Source organism: Paenibacillus lacisoli, assembly GCF_030580655.1.
Taxonomy (GTDB): Bacteria; Bacillota; Bacilli; order Paenibacillales; family Paenibacillaceae; genus Paenibacillus; species Paenibacillus lacisoli.
In genome coordinates this window covers 138,923-155,225 of record NZ_JAUQTB010000010.1, presented here as the reverse complement: position 1 = coordinate 155,225, position 16,303 = coordinate 138,923, and the positions used below count along the sequence as shown (strand labels likewise).

Below are 16,303 nucleotides of genomic sequence, written 5' to 3'. Positions count from 1 at the left end.
CTAAGTCATTCTTGGCGTTTGTATACGTGGCTGCCATTTTCAAATTGACTCAATGAAGAGTTTTCAGACACGACCTAATGAGCTCCTGGGTTTTCTTTATGAAGAGTCTAGTGAACCCCAGCCAGGTTACGAGGAGATTTGTGAAGGGCTGCTGCGTGCACTGATCGCGCTCATTCAGCGGCTTGTTCAGCCTGATCATTCCCGGGAGCATGACTCTGAACACCTGGCGGTGCGCATCAAGGAGTACCTCGATCAGCACTACCTCAAGCACCTGAAACTGAGGGATATTGCGGCCGAATTTCATATGAACCCGTATTATCTGTCCCATGTGTTCAAGCGTCAGTATGATGATTCGCCTATTCATTACATTCTGCTGAGGCGGATGGGGGAAGCCAAGCGGCTGTTGACGGATACGGATATGAAAGTAGCGGATATCGCCCATGTTCTTGGATATCAGAATGCAAATTATTTTACGATCCTGTTTACCAAGACGATGGGCGAATCTCCGACCCAATATAAAAGAAAGGAACAGGCAGAGCGTGTGAAGCTGAGAGAGACTTAATGGGCTTGCTTGCGTTCGGTCATGAAATACAATAGTGCTGCACAAGGGAAAGCGACGCCGATCCAGCAGGCCAGGCTCCAGCCTCCATGGGCATAAGCCCAGCCGCCCACAGCGGAACCTACTGCACCGCCGAGGAAGAAGGTTGCCATATAGATACCGTTCAGACGACTGCGCAGCTCATCCCCGAGCGAGAAGATGGAGCGTTGACCCAGTACTAGATTGGCGGATACACCCATATCCAGCAGGACGGCTGCCACTACCAGAACGAGCAGCGAGAGAATGGAACTACCCTGCACGATGACAGACAGCAGCAGCGACACGATCACGAGAGCCAGCGCAGCGGCCGTGCCGGCCTTAACCCAGCCGCGGTCTGCAATACGGCCGGCAATAGGGGAGGCAATGGCGCCAAAGACGCCAACCAGTGCATAAATTGCAATGCCGGTCTGGGACAGGTGGAAACGGCTGTTGAGGATCATGGGTACCGTGGTCCAGAACAGGCTGAAGGCCGCGAATACACACGCATGATAGAGTGCGCGCCTGCGAAGGATCGGTGTATGGACCGCGAGTTTTCTCATCGAGGATAGAAGACTTCGGTATGCAATGCTGGCCGTAGGCTGGCGGTGGGGCAGCAGCTTGGCAAGGACAAGCATCAAAATCAGGATGAATCCTGCTGAAATCCAGAAAATGGCCTGCCAGCCCAGCAGATCGGTGACAAGACTGGCCACAGGCCGTGCCAGCATAATGCCGAGCAGCAGGCCGCTCATCACATTGCCTACCGCCCGTCCACGGGTGGCTTCCGGAGCGAGATGTGCTGCGAACGGCACGAGAATCTGGGCAGATACCGAGCCCAGTCCGATGAGAAAGGAAGCGATCAGGAAAATGGCGGCATTGCCGGCAAGGGCGGTCATGATCAAAGCCGCGACCGCCAGGGTCAGCGACGTGACGATCAGGCGGCGGTTCTCCAGAATATCGCCGAGCGGAACGATAAACAGCAGTCCCAGTCCGTAGCCGATCTGGGTTAAGGTAACGATGAGGCCTGCAGCACCGGCTGATAAACCTATCGAGGAGCGGATGAGTTCGACGAGCGGCTGAGCATAATAAAGATTAGCTACAATGATACCGCATGCCGCCGCGAGCAGCAGGGTGATCGAGGCCGACAGCTGGGTTTTAGCCTGGGAGTTTGTACTCAAGGGTAAGAGCCTCCTTATCAAATGGTATGAATTTAGTTATGTATGACCTGCAGGATCCAACAACCTGATGGAACAAAAACCCGGACGAAGGTCCGGGTTTTCTGCTGCTCCACTGGAGAGAAGCGCTGTGATTTATTGGTGACCAAGATGCTGCAGGGTCTGCAGAAAAATCTGCTCAATGTGTGTATCATCGAGCGAATAGAAGACGGTTTTGCCTTCTTTTCTGCGCTTGACGATTCTCAGGTTACGCAGAAAACGAAGCTGATGGGATACCGCCGACTGACCCATGTCCAGGATGACAGTAAGGTCATGCACGCAAAGTTCTTTTTTCATAAGAGCATCTATAATACGGACCCGGGTAGGGTCACTAAATGCCTTGAACCAGTCTGCCATTTGAATGACCGAGTTTATTTCCAGCATGGAGGACCGGATGGCCTGCAAATCCTCCTCTGTGCCAAAGCAGGTTGAATCACAATCTTCTGCAGTCTTCTGCTTGATATCCAAATTTTCCAATTGACTCACCTGCCTGTTCCCATACTAGGGTCTATTATATCGCACTTGCTCCTTAAGAATAACATGATTTTGGGCCGATTTTGGCTGTAATGTTGTTGACGCTCATGAAGAAGGAGCATATACTCTATATATGAATACATGCTCATATGTTATTAGAAGGCGCAAAACGGGTAAGTTTTGTTAAGAAAAGGATGTGAGTGGGAACGATGGGAAACCTGAATTCAATGGAGCAAACCAATCAATCCAATACCAATCATACGGAAGAGACTACAGTAAGACGCGAACTGCTGCTGAACGGGCTCGACTGTGCCAGCTGTGCGATGAAGATCGAGAACGGAGTGAAGAAGGTCCAGGGTGTCACAGCGTGTTCTGTGAATTTTGCGACCCAGACGCTGAAGCTTGAGACCCGTTCTGACCTTGAAGAAGAGGTGCTGTCGCAGACCAAGCGTACGGTGAAGAAGCTGGAGCCGAAGATACGGGTCAGTGAGAAATCCGCTGGAGCTCCGGGAGCTGCAGGCCGCAGCGGCAGAGGTGTACATTCACACGAAGGACACAGCGATGCCGCAAACGCGCATGAAGGTCACCGTCACGATCATAACCATGATCATGCGGGACACGAAGGACATTCCCACAGCCATGACCATGGAGCGGGCGAGACCCGGATGATGATCATTCGATTGGTCACCGGCGCAGTGTTAGCAGCTATAGGCTTGCTGTCACCGCTGCAGGGATGGGCAGAACTGGTTGTTTTCCTGGCCGCTTACCTGATCGTGGGCGGAGAGATTGTTCTCCAGGCAGTCAAAAATATTGTACGCGGGCAGGTGTTTGATGAATATTTCCTGATGTCGCTTGCGACGGTGGGTGCGTTTGCTATCGGACAATATCCTGAAGGGGTAGCCGTTATGCTGTTCTACCAAATCGGGGAGCTATTCCAGGGGATGGCAGTCAACCGGTCACGTAAATCCATTACCTCGCTGATGAATATCAGGCCGGATTATGCCAACCTGAAGAAAGGGACGGAAGTGATAGTGGTACAGCCGGAAGAGGTTGCGGTTGGAGACCTCATTGTGGTGAAACCGGGGGAGAAGGTGCCGCTGGACGGTATCATTGTTGAAGGCACCTCCATGGTCGATACATCTGCGCTGACAGGTGAATCGGTACCTAGAGAAGTAGGCAGGGATGCCGAGGTTCTAGGCGGATTTATTAACAAGAATGGGGTATTAACCGTTCGGGTTACCAAAATTTTCGGGGAATCCTCAGTGTCCAGAATTCTTGAGTTAGTCCAGAATGCGAGCAGCCGCAAGGCTCAGACCGAGAACTTCATCACGAAGTTTGCCCGTTATTATACACCTGCGGTAGTCATTGCAGCGCTGCTGCTGGCGGTGGTTCCGCCGCTCGTTATTAATGGCGCCACTTTCAGTGACTGGATCTATCGTGCACTTGTCTTTCTCGTCATTTCTTGTCCTTGTGCCCTGGTTGTCTCCATTCCGCTTGGTTTCTTCGGAGGGATCGGTGCGGCTTCACGTAATGGCATCCTGGTGAAGGGCAGTAACTATCTGGAGGCTTTAAATGATGTGAAATATGTGGTGTTCGACAAAACCGGCACCCTCACGAAAGGTACATTCCGGGTGACAGGCAGCTATCCGGCTGCAGGGTTCGAATCCGGACAGCTGCTGAACCTTGCGGCACATGCCGAACTGCATTCGACTCACCCGATTGCCGAATCGATCCGGATGGCTTTTAACGGCAGTATTGACGGCTCGCGGGTAGGGGAATATAACGAAATTTCGGGCCATGGTACAGAGGCTCAGGTAGACGGCAGAGCCATTCTGGCCGGTAACGCCAAACTCATGAAGAAGTTCAATATAGCGTATGAAAATCCGCAGGAGACTGGCACTATCGTCCATCTGGCGGCAGACGGCCAATACGCGGGTTACCTGGTGATCTCGGATGAGATCAAAGAGGATGCCGCCAAGGCGATTACCTCACTGAAGGAGTTGGGTATTCGTAAAACCGTCATGCTGACTGGTGATGCCAAGGCTGTTGGCGATGCGGTCGGCCGTCAGCTCGGCGTTGACGAAGTCCATGCAGAACTGCTGCCGGGAAATAAGGTGGAAGAAATCGAGAAGCTGGATGCCAAGAAATCGTCGAAGGAGAAAATCATCTTCGTGGGCGACGGTATTAATGATACTCCTGTGCTTGCCCGGGCAGATGTTGGCATTGCCATGGGTGGTCTGGGCTCGGATGCGGCTATTGAAGCGGCGGATATCGTCATCATGACCGATGAACCTTCACGGGTGGCAGCGGCTATCCGGATTGCCAGACGTACCCGGGCTATCGTGTGGCAGAATATCGCATTCGCATTTGGGGTCAAGGCCGTATTTCTGATTCTGGGTGCTTTCGGGATCGCCACGATGTGGGAGGCTGTGTTCTCTGATGTGGGCGTAACCGTTCTGGCCGTGCTGAACGCAATGCGGGTGCTGAAGGTTAACGGTCAAGACAAGTAACGAACGAAGGATAAGCAAAAGTTTAAAAGAGGCGTGAGATTTTCAGATCTCACGCCTCTTTTTTTATTTTGCTATTTTTTCTTGTTGTTGGCTGTGACTAAAAAGCCGACCAATAAAAGGGGCAGACCAATATACGAAATACGCCAATCATTCAGAAGTATAGAAAAGAAGAGGATAAAAATAAAAATGAATGAGGTAAATATAATATTTAATTTTGTAATATTAATCCCTCCTCTCCAAATAAATACCACCCATTCACCCTATTATTATGGATATGAAAGTAAATACATGTCAAATGTTAGAAAATATTTGGTAAAAAAGTAGCGTATTTTTTATATAAATAATACTAAAATACTAATTATTTCAAAAAAATCCGTTATTTTGTTTACAGAATATAGTTGAATGTTTTATTGTTATACAAAATTAAACATTTAAGGATGGTTATATGAATAGTACTCTGGAAATGCTTTATCAGCCTTTAGGCGGATTAATGACGTACCCTTCAAAACTTCCTCAATGTGCAGGAGACCCCCAGTACAATATATTCAGCTGTGGACTGGGAGATCTGAACAACGTTGCGTTATTTAACAACAGGAACTCCGGTTTATCTATGAAACTGGACGGGGCAGGAGGAGATACAAAGTCAGGGTTAGCCAAAACTAAAGCGATTGCAGAGACTCTGGAAAGGTATTGTTCATGTACATATACAGCAGATCAGTTCATTGTGGCCTCTGCCGACGAACTGGGATCTGATGCCTTGGATCTGGAGAGTATCCCTGTATTATCTGACCAGGAGTACGCATATCCGAATTGCCCGTTAATCAGGCCTGATAAAAGTCAAAAAATCAGATGGGTAAAGGGAATCTCCCTTACCAGTCAGAAGCCGTTGTATATTCCTGCAATTATGACCTATTTACATATCCCTTATATGAATAACAGCGAACGCTTCTGGCTGCCCATCTCTACGGGCTGTGCTATACATATGAACTTTGAAAAAGCCCTGATTAATGGAATCAATGAGGTTGTTGAAAGGGACGCTATCTCACTCACCTGGTTAAATGAACTGCCGCTCCGGAAACTAGAAATCAGAACCGATGCTCTCCCTGAGTGGTGTCTTGATTACTACAATCGTACGGCCAATAACCCTTTTATCCAAACCTATTATTTTGATGCAACGACCGACCTTGGTATTCCGAGCATATACAGCCTGCAAATATCCGAGCACAACAGGAAAGTTGCCGCAATGGTTATGTGTACTACAGAATTAGACCCGCTCATTGCCTTTTCAAAGATAACACGTGAAGCCGCCTCATTGAGAATTGCCTTGCAGAACCGCCAACCGGACAAAACGGTTCTGGACCAATTTCATGAAGTGACTGACGGGGCTCTGTACATGGGACATCCCTCACAGCTGGATTCGTTTAACTTCCTGAGAAACACAAAAGATGAGAAGAGTCTTACGGATATGAGAAATCTTAGTACCGGATCGGACAAGGAGGATCTGAATAATCTTATTCAAATCCTTCAAGAGAAAGGACATGAAATCTTTGCTGTGGATATTACCTCTGATGAAGCTAAAAGAGCTGGTATGAGTGCGGTTAGAGTAATTATTCCTACGCTGCAGCCCTTATCCTTCTTTTACAGAGCTCAATTTAAGGGGAGCACGCGACTCTATGATGGGCCGGAAAAGATGGGGTATGCACGGAAGACAGAAGAGCAATTAAATCAAAAACCTCAACCATTTGCATGATTAGGGGGGAGAAAAATGCAGGTTTATACTTATGGCTCTACAGGCGCTTGGTTACGGAAATTTTGGAGTGAAGAGGAAGACATCTGTTTTACAGATTTGGAGGAAGCGAATCCGATTGGTGAAAGAGTGAACCCCAAGGAGGAATTTCACATTCTAGTTTCGGACGTCCCTTTGATTCGTACCGCCAAAGAAATCGAAACTGCTGTCCTGCAATACGGAAGGGTGTTCATCCCGATTATGGTCGACTATCCGTTTTTAACGATAGGTCCTTTATCCATGCAAGGATCTGAGGGCTGCTTTCATTGCTACATGGACAGGCTGTTTCAGCATGACCCTAATGTAAAACTGACACAGGGAGTGTACAAGCATTACGAAGAGGGTTCTAACCGAGGTCCGGTGGAAATTCATCCTGCAGATAATCTGCTGATTATGAACTGGATTGAGCTTCTCAGAGAGAATCCGCAGACGGCGATGGAACAGTTCAGGGGAAAGATAAGCCGGATAAATTTATATAATAGAACTTTTGTGAATTCAAAGGTTATCGGTGTACACGGCTGCAAATTATGCGGAGAACCTATAGAGCCTGAAAGCAGATCTTACATCCATATGTTGAAGTACTTGAACGAGGGGGTATTTGCAGAATGAAGGTGCTGGAGCATATGAGCAGTGAACGAATGGCATTGGCTGTCCTCAATGACCCTCAGTTTAAAATCCCGGAGTACCCTAGAATTTCAACTGGTTTTACATTTATTAAGCTGGATGAAGACAGACTTGTTGTCGACGGCGGTACGGAGAAGCAGCTGTTCAGAGGCCAATCCATCAATAATATTCTTCCGTATGTTATTGATAAATGCGACGGTACCAGACATATCAGTGAGCTGATTAAACTGGGTGAGTACCCGGAGCAGCATATGTTTCAGGTTATATCTTTGCTGTATACGCGAGGGTTGCTTCAAGAAAATGACCATCATGCGGCAGATCTGGCTGGACACCCTTTATATAAATATTACGATCGGTTAGTTGACGGCACAAGAATTAACAAGAGTGTGGGTCAAGCCGTCGAGAGAGTCCTGTCAAGAAATATTGTTTTGGGTTTTAGAACGGATGTGGAAAGGGCTGTAGTAGATGAACTGCAAAAGCAATTAAAGTTCAGCGGCCTGGACACGGAGATTGTCAGTATAGATCAATGGGAGCACCATGATGATTTACAACGTAATTCTTTTTTTATTGGCGTATGTACGGACAACGAAGAGATTGTCTGCTGGGAGCCTTTTGCCCGGGAATTGTACAAAAATCATTATGAGTTTCTTTTCATCTCTATGCAGGGAGACCAGATCGTATTTGGCCCTTTGGTAGACCGCAATGAAACGATTTGCTTTGACTGTTTTACCCGTCAGTTGGAGCGCCTGGATTTGGAGGATACCCACCTACAGGCTGCAGAGAGTAATCTGAAGGCTGCCCAATTAGGAATATCTCTAATCATTCCTGGTATTACAAATATTTTGTCAGGAATTCATATTTCTCCTTTGAGTCAAAACACACTGGAGGTTTACGACCTCAGAAGCCTAAGCAAGACCAATGTGACTTTCACTAGGATTCCGGGATGCAAAACCTGCAGTCCATATCCATCTGAGGATGAGCAAGAACACACTTTAGTCTCGCAGTATGAATCAATCATAGAGTTCCCTTCACGTAAATACTTAAGTTTAAAAGAACATCAAAATCATTATAAGTCGAAGAACATTAATCTTGCTTCCAAAAGCAAAAACTATATGAACTCTCCTTCCAGGCCCTTGCGTGATCTGGAAAGCCGGAATGATGCATCCTTGAACAAAATGATCAGGATAATGCGGTATACGGCCGGAATCAAAGAACAATTGTCTTACAAGGTTAAGCGCTGGTGTCCGACAGGGGGGAATCTGGGATCGGTAAATCTGTATTTCATGAATCGCCGCGTCGCGGGCCTCGAACGTGCAATATATTATTTGCAGCCATTCGAGGACGAGATCCAGCAGGTTACCGGTCCTATTGAGGATCATCAAATGACAACTTTACTGAAGGGCAGAGAAGGGGATCCTCTGGGCTATTTGATCTTAACGGGATCCATTGAGAGGCTGGCCAAGAAATACAACCAACTATCGTTCAAACTGGCAAATCTGGATGCCGGAGTAGCTATGGCACAGTGCCAGGTTGCTGCTCTGCAGGAAGGTTTGGAGGTAGAGAAACTCATAGAGTCCAATGAAGAGCTTCTTCATGCTCTCTTAGGTATCCACGATATGGGAGAAATAATTACGATGGTCCTGGAACTTAGGGAGGGAGGTATTCAATGAGCCAATTTGTTGATAGTTACTACATTTTGGAGCAAATGATCGAGAAGTCAACAAATGCTGATTTGACAATGAACCCGGCTGAGGTCCCCGATTTCCGCCATATGGAATGGAATCAGAAGCTAGTAGATACCCGCCATATTTTTGAGATTAGGGAGTCGGTCAAAGATTACGATTCCTCCAACACTATTCAATACAATGATCTGCTAAATATATTGCAATACAACTATCAATTTAGCAAACAGTTTCCTGTCCTGAATCAGATTCCTGTTGAACAAATGGTTATTATGGAGCGGGTCGAGGGGGCAAAGAATACGAGAGCTTTTTATTCGTATAAACCGGAACTTCAACTGCTCGAAGAAAAATATCTTTTACCAGATTACCGGGATAAAAAAGACATTGTGATCCAGGAGGAGTTTGCTCACGCAGGAGCTATTGTCATTTTCGTTATGGCTTTGAGGGAAGTGACAGAACGATATGGCGAGAGAGGTTATAAAGAGGTCATTCAAAATATCGGTGCATTAGGTCATTATACCTGGCTCCAATCACTGGCATTCGGCTATGAGGGAACCGTGTTTGCCGGGTTCTTGCAAAAAAGCTTAAGGGAATTTACAGACATAGATGGTTACAACAAGAGTCAGGTCTTTTCTTACGCATTTGGTTAGTCCATAAATAGCATGGAAAGGAGGTGAGACTAATGGAGAGAAAAGAGGAAATGGTGCTGGAATTGTATGCTGAAGAGCTAACGGAAATTACGGAGTTTACCGTTACCACTGCGGGTACCTCCACAATGAGTACGGAAAGCTCAGTTCTGTCAGCTTCCTGCCCTACAAGTTCTGCCAGTACTTATACAACTGCAAGTTCGCTTAGTTGGTAACAGTTCGAATGAAGGAGGTCATTGAGAAATGATTCTAAAAACCAAATTGGAACTAGAGCTTGAGCTGTATGCAGAGGAAATTATTGAAGAAGATCTGGAGACCAATTTTTCCTGCTGCTGGGGGACATTTGCGTGTTTCTCCTCTTCTGGCACTTCTTCTGCCGGTACAGGTTCAACAGGTGCATGCGGCTGCTAATCAGTTATCCACGGTGAACATGAGGGAGGGATATTGTTGAATTCAAATATGGAATTTGACTTGTATGTTGAGGAGATCCTTGAGGAAGAAGGGAATTTCAGTTCAGTTATGGCTAACTGCGTAGCCAGCGGTTCGTCGTATGCATGTTTTTCATGTCCCGGAGGATGCCTCTCAACGACGACTTCATTATCAAGTGCCACAGGCGGATAGCCACATAACGAAAGATCTTTGAACACATATTTAGGCCTAATTAACTTATTTCAAATGTAAAATGGGGTGGAATTTGTTATTTTCCACTCCTTTTTATGAAAGGAAGCCCCATGGAGAATATATCTTCCAAAGTTTCTTTGAGCCCTATGGTTGATATTGTTGTGAACGATGACCGGGAGTATTTTATTTTTCTAAAAGAACAAAACAGGCAGTTTAGAGTCAATGAGATCACTGCTGCACTGCTCAACAGCCTGAGAGATAACGCATTGGAACTGCAAGAGATCATTCTTTATCTAAAAAATAAGTATAGTCATTATAACTCGATTAACATATCGAGCATTCAAGCCGTCATAGAGAAATTTATTGAAGATGGCATTCTCGTCCGTGAGAACTCCAGTGACTCTCCTATGGAAGAAAATATTAGAAAAAAAGCCGTACAGCCTATGCTGAAATATACTTTAAAGACCAGCCTACCCTTCCTGAAGGTGAAGAAAACGAATAACAAGACAACCGACCGAAAAGGTCTGACTCTGATCGTTGCTTGTTATTTTTTACTGTCTCTGTTCTTTTGCATGTACGTGCTAAAAGATGTTCCGGCCATGATGTTTCACTTGAATTTCCTTAGAGTAATTCCCTTCTTTATGTTGGTTGTCATCATCCATGAACTGTCGCACATTATAGCCTGTAAAAGAATGGGCGGACAAATTAAAGAAATAGGTGTTGGACTGTTATATTATTTTATACCGGTAGCTTTTGTTACTTATAAAGACACTTATCGGTTAACGAAGGCAGCAAGAGCGCGAATTGCGATTGCAGGTCCTGTCTCCGATATTACCATCTTGAATGTACTGCTGTTGATTATGGAGACACAACCTCATCTTACGCGTTATACCTTTCCTCTTATATTAGTCATCATTTCGATGCAGCTGTTTAATATGAATGTGCTTTTACCAAGTGATTTATTCAGATTTTTGGAGAGCTTATCTGGTCAATACAATATTAGAAGAAAGAGCTTTACTTATCTGAAGAACCTGCTTACAAAGAGAACGAGCGAAGAGAAAAATCCAGCTGTCCGCAAGGGGCATAAAATATTTTATCTAGCATATTCTTTGTTTTCGGTAGGCTATCTGCTGACTATTTTTCTGTTCACGCTCAGGTATTTTTTATAAGTGATTGACGAAAGGAGCTGGTCCTAATGACTGTTAAGTTAAATCAGGTCTCGGAATTGGTACTGGGAAGAGTTTCGGTGAATAGTGCCAATCAGCTTAACGCCTATATTTTTGATCAATCCCGAATGTATCTGGCAGAATTGAAGGATTTGGAGGCTAAGCTGGAAGATCTGAGAGAGGCTGCTGTAAATGCACTGTATCAAGTCATCCCTCAAATGGATAAAAAAATATCAGGTAAGCTGCTCTCATTGAAAAGGAAGATTCATAATCATAAAAAAGTGGATTTTGCGGCTGTCAAACCCATGCTGAAAGCCATTGATATGGACGTGAAAGAGAAGAGCCAGCTGGAGGACTGGATTGAAGCGGAACAAAGTTATCAAGGTATGAAAGATGACTTTCTAAATCTGTACAGGGAAGAGGAAATGAAGAATGAGAAGGCGTTGTACGACTTCTTTCAAACAGATAATGAATTTGTCAGAGGATTGCCTATTGTGAACAGCCGCTTCTCGGAGTACTTGAATACAAGACAAAGAGAACATTTTCGTATAGGATCCAATCTGGTGAAAACAGCCTACTCCTACTTAATAAGGGGGACGGTAAAGACGAGCCCTCTTAGTACGTTTACACAGCTAACGCTAACTAATTTTCAGGGCGGCGCCATTCATGAGGGAGATCAGGAGCGGAGTACGCTCAAATGGTCTAAAGCCTTAGTGACTCACTTGTTCGAGTCATTAGCCAATGATCGTGAATATGCAGAATTATTTGTATTCAGGGCAACAGACTCGATCGTATCCCAAGACGGAGTTAAGACCTACTTTAGAGGCACTTATTCAACAGAGGATAATATTTTCTCCAAAAGCGAAGACATTTTAAAACATAGTCAGTACCTGGCAATTCTGAATACCTTGGAGAACAGAGCAGTAACATACTCAGAGCTGCTGAGGTGTATCGACCATTCTTATCCAGAGGTGATTGCTGATTTTCTAATCAAGCAGAGGCTGATTCGTCCTGTTCTGCCATTTCCTCATTCAGCTGTCACACCATTTTCTTTATTGTCTGAGCACATTAAGAGTCATATTGGCTTTAGAGAAGCGGCCCATTCGGAGATATGCATTTTGCTGGAGCATATAGAGCTGCTCAAAGGCAGGCTGTGTAAAGAAACATTAAAAACAGAAAGAGATACTCTTCTTGCTGAAATGAAAACCTGCTTGCGTTCGATATACGAATCCGTACATATTCCGTTTCCGGATTGGCTTGAGCATAATCCTGTAGTCTATGAAGATGTGAGATGCAATGTCGGAATACCTCCTCTGGGCTCAGCAGTTCAAGAAGATTTATTAAAACTTGAGGGTTACCTAAAACCTTATGTCTACCAGCATTCATTGTACTCAAGACTGACGGATTTATTCAAACAAAAATACGGAGAGGGCAACCCAGTCAATATTCTAGCGTTTCTAAGTGAGGTGATGGAATCTGAAGCCCAATACTCACAATTATTGAAAAATTCACGTCAGGAAGACATTATGAATGTTACAAATAAACGAAACGGGGGATATAATAAGGATAATATTTCCATTACAACCTACTATCAAATCGTCAGCGAATCTCATGAAGAGATAATGAAAGGGAATTACCTGCTGGTCCTCAATAAAATAACGGATGGTTCTGGGGCTATTTTTGCCCGTTTTAATCAGCTGTTCAGTGAAGATTCGTATAAAAATAAATTAAAAGAATGGTCATCTTCTGTGAATGAGACATCTTTAGGTTATGAATTCACTGTAGGTGGTGACTGGACAACATTGCAGGAGTCTTTTCGTATTCTAGATCATCAGTTGAAGTGGATTGGGGAACTGCCGGATCAAGACCCCGACCATATCCTATGTGTTTCTGATTTAAGAGGAACCCTTCGTGATGGACGTCTCATATTATTAAATCCAGAAGGCGAAAGAATAAAACCGGTGTATCTGGGCTCGGTGCCGGAGCATTTGGCTGTCGATCTGTCAAAATTGTTCATAACGATTATCAAACCATGGTTTCTCCGAATTCCTTTTGGGTCCCATCCTCTAAACAATATGAATACGTTGGAGGGTATAACTCGAATCCCAAGGGTCCAGGAAGGAAGAATTGTATTCGAACGGGAGAAGTGGATCGTACCGATCGAGGAGCTCCAAGCCATAGAGCTGGAATATCAAAAAAGTGAACGGTTTATTGAATTGAATAAATGGAGACATAGCAATGACATTCCTGAAGAAGTATATATCACCCTCCAATCCGACCAATTTATGGAGAGTTCCAAGCCATTCTGGTTCCATTTCAGGAGCATCATGAGTGTAGACCAGCTATTCAAGTCACTTTCCAACAAGTATAAACAAATCATTTTTACGGAAGCACTGCCTTCCTTACAGCAGCAATGGTTCAGTCCTGACCGGGAGACCTATGCTACCGAGTTCATGTCGCTAACCTATCTATCACAATAGAGTTGGAGGTACCGAAGTCACATGCTGCCATTGGATTGGGTTCATTATCACGTATATCCCGGGTCTCTCGTTAAGTTGGATAACGGCGTAGAGAGCGTAATCGCACCTGTAGTTAAGCTCCTTCAGGATCAATACGCTGTGAAGCAGTGGTTTTTCATAAGATATTTTGATAGGTCCGGCGCCCACTTAAAACTTAGGTTTCAGGTAAAGCAGCGTGAGCTAAAAGAATTTCTGTCCTCTGCAGAATCGGGAATTTCGAGTCATCTGGCAATGATCGAATCGGAGAAGCCGCTGAATCATCAGCGATTAATTCCTTACCGCTATGATGCAAGGGAGAATATACCGAAATATACACGTAATATTTATGAGCCAGAGTTAACGAAATATATTAATGATAAATATCTGTCACTATCGGAGAATCTGTTTTGCAGTTCGAGTGAACTGGTGTGCATGTTAATGAAAAAGATTAATAGCAAGGACATAAACAGGTATGAGTGGTCGCTAATACTGACAGAGCGAATCTTAATGGGATTGGCCTTGGAGCGAGAAGAAATTACGTCTTTTCACCAGACAAATCTCGATTATTGGAGTGGATCACCAAGCATGTCTTCCCGTCTCAGAGAGGCTGCTTATCATAAAAGGGATGTCATTGACTCAATGATGAATCCGCAGCAAGTGGAGCGAACAGACAGTATCCAGGGCGAGGACGCCTACGTGACCCAAACGGTCAGCATCTTGAAAGAGGCGGAAAAAGAATATGGTCGTTCCGCATTAAGGCACCTGTTGTTTCATTATTCCCATATGATGAATAACAGATTGGGAATCTGGCCCATTGAAGAAGCATACCTTTCAGCATTAATGCTTCAACATAAACTGTAGCATGGAGGTATCTATGATTAATCAGCCTGCATTTGAGCGAAGTATACACGGGGACCACCAGCCATCTTGCCTAACTGTGAACAATCTGACGAAGAAATTCAATAATGAGTCGGTTCTCGAGAATCTTTCGATGAGCATCTACCAAGGAGAAATTCACGGGATTATCGGAAGGAACGGGGTAGGAAAGACTACTCTGATTGAGAGCATCATTGGTCTTAAGGAAATTGATGCGGGGACGGTAAATATTTTAGGTGAAGACATTAAAAGCAGCCGCTATGAAATTATGGAGGCGGTCGGTATCCAGCCGCAGGAGGCAAATTTGCTCCCTAGACAAAGTGTATCGGAGACCATTCATTTATTTACAAGTTTCTATAAGGAATCCATGGATCCCAAAGAGCTTATGCAGATGATGGAGTTGGACCAGATCGAGTCAAAAAGGGTTAAAAATCTGTCTGTCGGTCAAAAACAGAGACTCCTGGTAGCCCTTGCTATGGTTGGTAATCCGGCTTTGATTATATTGGATGAGCCTACAACAGGAATAGATCCTCAGATCAGACAGTTAATCTGGAGAGTTCTGAGGTCAATGAAAGAAAAAGGATGCTCGATCTTATTATCAACCCATTACATGGACGAAGCCGAGAAGCTTTGTGATCGTATTTCTATTCTCCATGACAAAAAGATCATCGTTCATGGGAGCTGTCATGAGATTATTACGGAACATAGGGAGAAATTTACGGACTCATTGGAGGATGTATTTTTACACCTGACAGGGACATCGTTAAGAAGAGAGGTTGATTAATATTGAATATGCAGAATAATCTGGCTCTGAAGAGGCTTGTCAATGCGGGCCTCAAGGAAATCATCAGAGAACCCAAAACGTTGTTCTTCTCTATATTTTTCCCTTTCTTTTTTCTAATTATGTTCTACGGAATGAGTTCCATTATTGATCCCTCTGCTAGCACGGGGTTATCATTCATTGAGTACTTGTTCCCTGGAATATTAATATTCGCTTTGATTTCTATAGGTTTTCTTGGTACATCGGTCCCCATCATCGAAATGAGACAAAAAGGGATATTAAAGACGTTCAGAACAACTCCGCTTAAAGAGTCTGTTTTTGTGTTTTCCCAGATCATTGTCCGTCTCATTCTTTCCGTCCTTCAGATTCTTTTTTTCGGGTTGCTGGGGTTGTTTATGGGTGTAATTGAGCTGAGAGAGCTGATTCCGTTTATTCTAATATCGCTGCTGGGAATGGGAATGATTCTGACCTTGGGTTTTTTATTAGGAGGACTATTTAATAATACCGAGCTGGCATCCGGCGTACTGAGCTTTGGTATGATTCCACTGCTTTTGTTGAGCGGTGCCATGTTACCTTCATACATTCTGCCTGAATTTCTACAGTATCTATCTTATGTCATTCCCTTTACCTATCTTACAGACTTATACCATCAGCTGCTCTTCGGGTTTGATGGAAAGGTCTCGGCGATAGGAGATATTTTGATCGTGGTGGCCCTCTGTGCGATCTTTTTTTACCTGACCAAAAGAACATTTAGATGGATTTAAGTAGAAGGGTTTAAGATTTCTTCTATATAATGATCATAATAAAAAGCTGGTCCAGCCTGCAGGCTGGTACCAGCTTTTTTATTATG

Annotated in this window: 16 protein-coding genes; 14 read left to right on the top strand and 2 right to left on the bottom strand. The window is 44.7% G+C overall.

From position 1 onward, the window contains the following. The first annotated feature begins 52 nt into the window (after positions 1-52). Positions 53-562, top strand: coding sequence for a helix-turn-helix transcriptional regulator (locus tag Q5741_RS16155; RefSeq protein WP_305025149.1), 510 nt, complete (start codon positions 53-55; stop codon positions 560-562). On the opposite strand, the gene Q5741_RS16150 is transcribed toward Q5741_RS16155, so the two are convergent. Together Q5741_RS16150 and Q5741_RS16145 are read right to left on the bottom strand one after the other, a co-directional pair. Then, the gene (locus Q5741_RS16150; RefSeq protein ID WP_305025148.1) at positions 559-1,752 is read right to left on the bottom strand and encodes an MFS transporter; all 1,194 of its coding nucleotides are present in this window, start codon (positions 1,750-1,752) and stop codon (positions 559-561) included. The two genes, Q5741_RS16155 and Q5741_RS16150, sit on opposite strands and share 4 nt — an antisense overlap. Positions 1,753-1,884: 132 nt before the next feature. Further along, positions 1,885-2,256, bottom strand: coding sequence for an ArsR/SmtB family transcription factor (locus Q5741_RS16145; protein ID WP_407074371.1), 372 nt, complete (start codon positions 2,254-2,256; stop codon positions 1,885-1,887). Between the two features lie 233 nt (positions 2,257-2,489). On the opposite strand from Q5741_RS16145, the gene Q5741_RS16140 reads away from it, so the two are divergent. From Q5741_RS16140 to Q5741_RS16085, 13 genes are all read left to right on the top strand, one after another. Then, positions 2,490-4,772, top strand: a complete 2,283-nt coding sequence (locus Q5741_RS16140) for a heavy metal translocating P-type ATPase (protein ID WP_305025147.1) — start codon at positions 2,490-2,492, stop codon at positions 4,770-4,772. Positions 4,773-5,217: 445 nt separating this feature from the next. After that, complete coding sequence (locus Q5741_RS16135; protein WP_305025146.1) at positions 5,218-6,522, top strand: YcaO-like family protein; 1,305 nt, start codon at positions 5,218-5,220, stop codon at positions 6,520-6,522. A 15-nt stretch (positions 6,523-6,537) separates the two neighbouring features. Then, the gene (locus Q5741_RS16130; protein ID WP_305025145.1) at positions 6,538-7,167 is read left to right on the top strand and encodes a hypothetical protein; all 630 of its coding nucleotides are present in this window, start codon (positions 6,538-6,540) and stop codon (positions 7,165-7,167) included. Further along, entirely contained in the window at positions 7,164-8,852 is a 1,689-nt protein-coding gene (locus tag Q5741_RS16125) for a nitroreductase family protein (protein ID WP_305025144.1), read from the top strand. Before Q5741_RS16130 ends, Q5741_RS16125 begins: the two co-directional genes overlap by 4 nt. Beyond that, positions 8,849-9,514: a nitroreductase family protein gene (locus tag Q5741_RS16120; protein WP_305025143.1), complete on the top strand. Its 666-nt coding sequence runs from the start codon at positions 8,849-8,851 to the stop codon at positions 9,512-9,514. The genes Q5741_RS16125 and Q5741_RS16120 overlap by 4 nt, the downstream gene beginning before the upstream one ends. A 32-nt stretch (positions 9,515-9,546) precedes the next feature. Then, the gene (locus Q5741_RS16115) at positions 9,547-9,726 is read left to right on the top strand and encodes a thiocillin family RiPP (RefSeq protein WP_305025142.1); all 180 of its coding nucleotides are present in this window, start codon (positions 9,547-9,549) and stop codon (positions 9,724-9,726) included. A 28-nt stretch (positions 9,727-9,754) separates the two neighbouring features. Next, positions 9,755-9,922, top strand: coding sequence for a hypothetical protein (locus Q5741_RS16110; protein ID WP_305025141.1), 168 nt, complete (start codon positions 9,755-9,757; stop codon positions 9,920-9,922). Positions 9,923-9,970: 48 nt separating this feature from the next. After that, positions 9,971-10,132, top strand: coding sequence for a thiocillin family RiPP (locus tag Q5741_RS21685; protein WP_407074370.1), 162 nt, complete (start codon positions 9,971-9,973; stop codon positions 10,130-10,132). A gap of 146 nt (positions 10,133-10,278) precedes the next feature. Beyond that, positions 10,279-11,301 (top strand): site-2 protease family protein, encoded by a 1,023-nt coding sequence (locus Q5741_RS16105; protein WP_345784165.1) that lies wholly within the window; start codon positions 10,279-10,281, stop codon positions 11,299-11,301. 26 nt (positions 11,302-11,327) lie between these two features. Beyond that, positions 11,328-13,778 (top strand): lantibiotic dehydratase, encoded by a 2,451-nt coding sequence (locus Q5741_RS16100; protein WP_305025139.1) that lies wholly within the window; start codon positions 11,328-11,330, stop codon positions 13,776-13,778. 21 nt (positions 13,779-13,799) lie between these two features. Beyond that, on the top strand, positions 13,800-14,657 hold the full coding sequence (locus Q5741_RS16095; RefSeq protein ID WP_305025137.1) for a thiopeptide-type bacteriocin biosynthesis protein: 858 nt from the start codon (positions 13,800-13,802) through the stop codon (positions 14,655-14,657). Positions 14,658-14,670: 13 nt separating this feature from the next. Beyond that, positions 14,671-15,456: an ABC transporter ATP-binding protein gene (locus Q5741_RS16090; protein ID WP_305025136.1), complete on the top strand. Its 786-nt coding sequence runs from the start codon at positions 14,671-14,673 to the stop codon at positions 15,454-15,456. 8 nt (positions 15,457-15,464) lie between these two features. Further along, a complete protein-coding gene (locus tag Q5741_RS16085; protein WP_305025156.1) occupies positions 15,465-16,217 on the top strand; it encodes an ABC transporter permease in 753 nt (250 codons plus the stop codon). Positions 16,218-16,303: the final 86 nt, after the last annotated feature.

What these genes read in the sequence shown, in the direction of transcription:
- Q5741_RS16135 (WP_305025146.1), top strand. Translation starts at nt 5,218, where the DNA reads ATGAATAGTACTCTGGAAATGCTTTATCAGCCTTTAGGCGGATTAATG.
- Q5741_RS16130 (WP_305025145.1), top strand. Translation starts at nt 6,538, where the DNA reads ATGCAGGTTTATACTTATGGCTCTACAGGCGCTTGGTTACGGAAATTT.
- Q5741_RS16110 (WP_305025141.1), top strand. Translation starts at nt 9,755, where the DNA reads ATGATTCTAAAAACCAAATTGGAACTAGAGCTTGAGCTGTATGCAGAG.
- Q5741_RS16120 (WP_305025143.1), top strand. Translation starts at nt 8,849, where the DNA reads ATGAGCCAATTTGTTGATAGTTACTACATTTTGGAGCAAATGATCGAG.
- Q5741_RS21685 (WP_407074370.1), top strand. Translation starts at nt 9,971, where the DNA reads ATGGAATTTGACTTGTATGTTGAGGAGATCCTTGAGGAAGAAGGGAAT.
- Q5741_RS16090 (WP_305025136.1), top strand. Translation starts at nt 14,671, where the DNA reads ATGATTAATCAGCCTGCATTTGAGCGAAGTATACACGGGGACCACCAG.
- Q5741_RS16085 (WP_305025156.1), top strand. Translation starts at nt 15,465, where the DNA reads ATGCAGAATAATCTGGCTCTGAAGAGGCTTGTCAATGCGGGCCTCAAG.
- Q5741_RS16155 (WP_305025149.1), top strand. Translation starts at nt 53, where the DNA reads ATGAAGAGTTTTCAGACACGACCTAATGAGCTCCTGGGTTTTCTTTAT.
- Q5741_RS16115 (WP_305025142.1), top strand. Translation starts at nt 9,547, where the DNA reads ATGGAGAGAAAAGAGGAAATGGTGCTGGAATTGTATGCTGAAGAGCTA.
- Q5741_RS16105 (WP_345784165.1), top strand. Translation starts at nt 10,279, where the DNA reads ATGGTTGATATTGTTGTGAACGATGACCGGGAGTATTTTATTTTTCTA.
- Q5741_RS16140 (WP_305025147.1), top strand. Translation starts at nt 2,490, where the DNA reads ATGGAGCAAACCAATCAATCCAATACCAATCATACGGAAGAGACTACA.
- Q5741_RS16125 (WP_305025144.1), top strand. Translation starts at nt 7,164, where the DNA reads ATGAAGGTGCTGGAGCATATGAGCAGTGAACGAATGGCATTGGCTGTC.
- Q5741_RS16100 (WP_305025139.1), top strand. Translation starts at nt 11,328, where the DNA reads ATGACTGTTAAGTTAAATCAGGTCTCGGAATTGGTACTGGGAAGAGTT.
- Q5741_RS16095 (WP_305025137.1), top strand. Translation starts at nt 13,800, where the DNA reads ATGCTGCCATTGGATTGGGTTCATTATCACGTATATCCCGGGTCTCTC.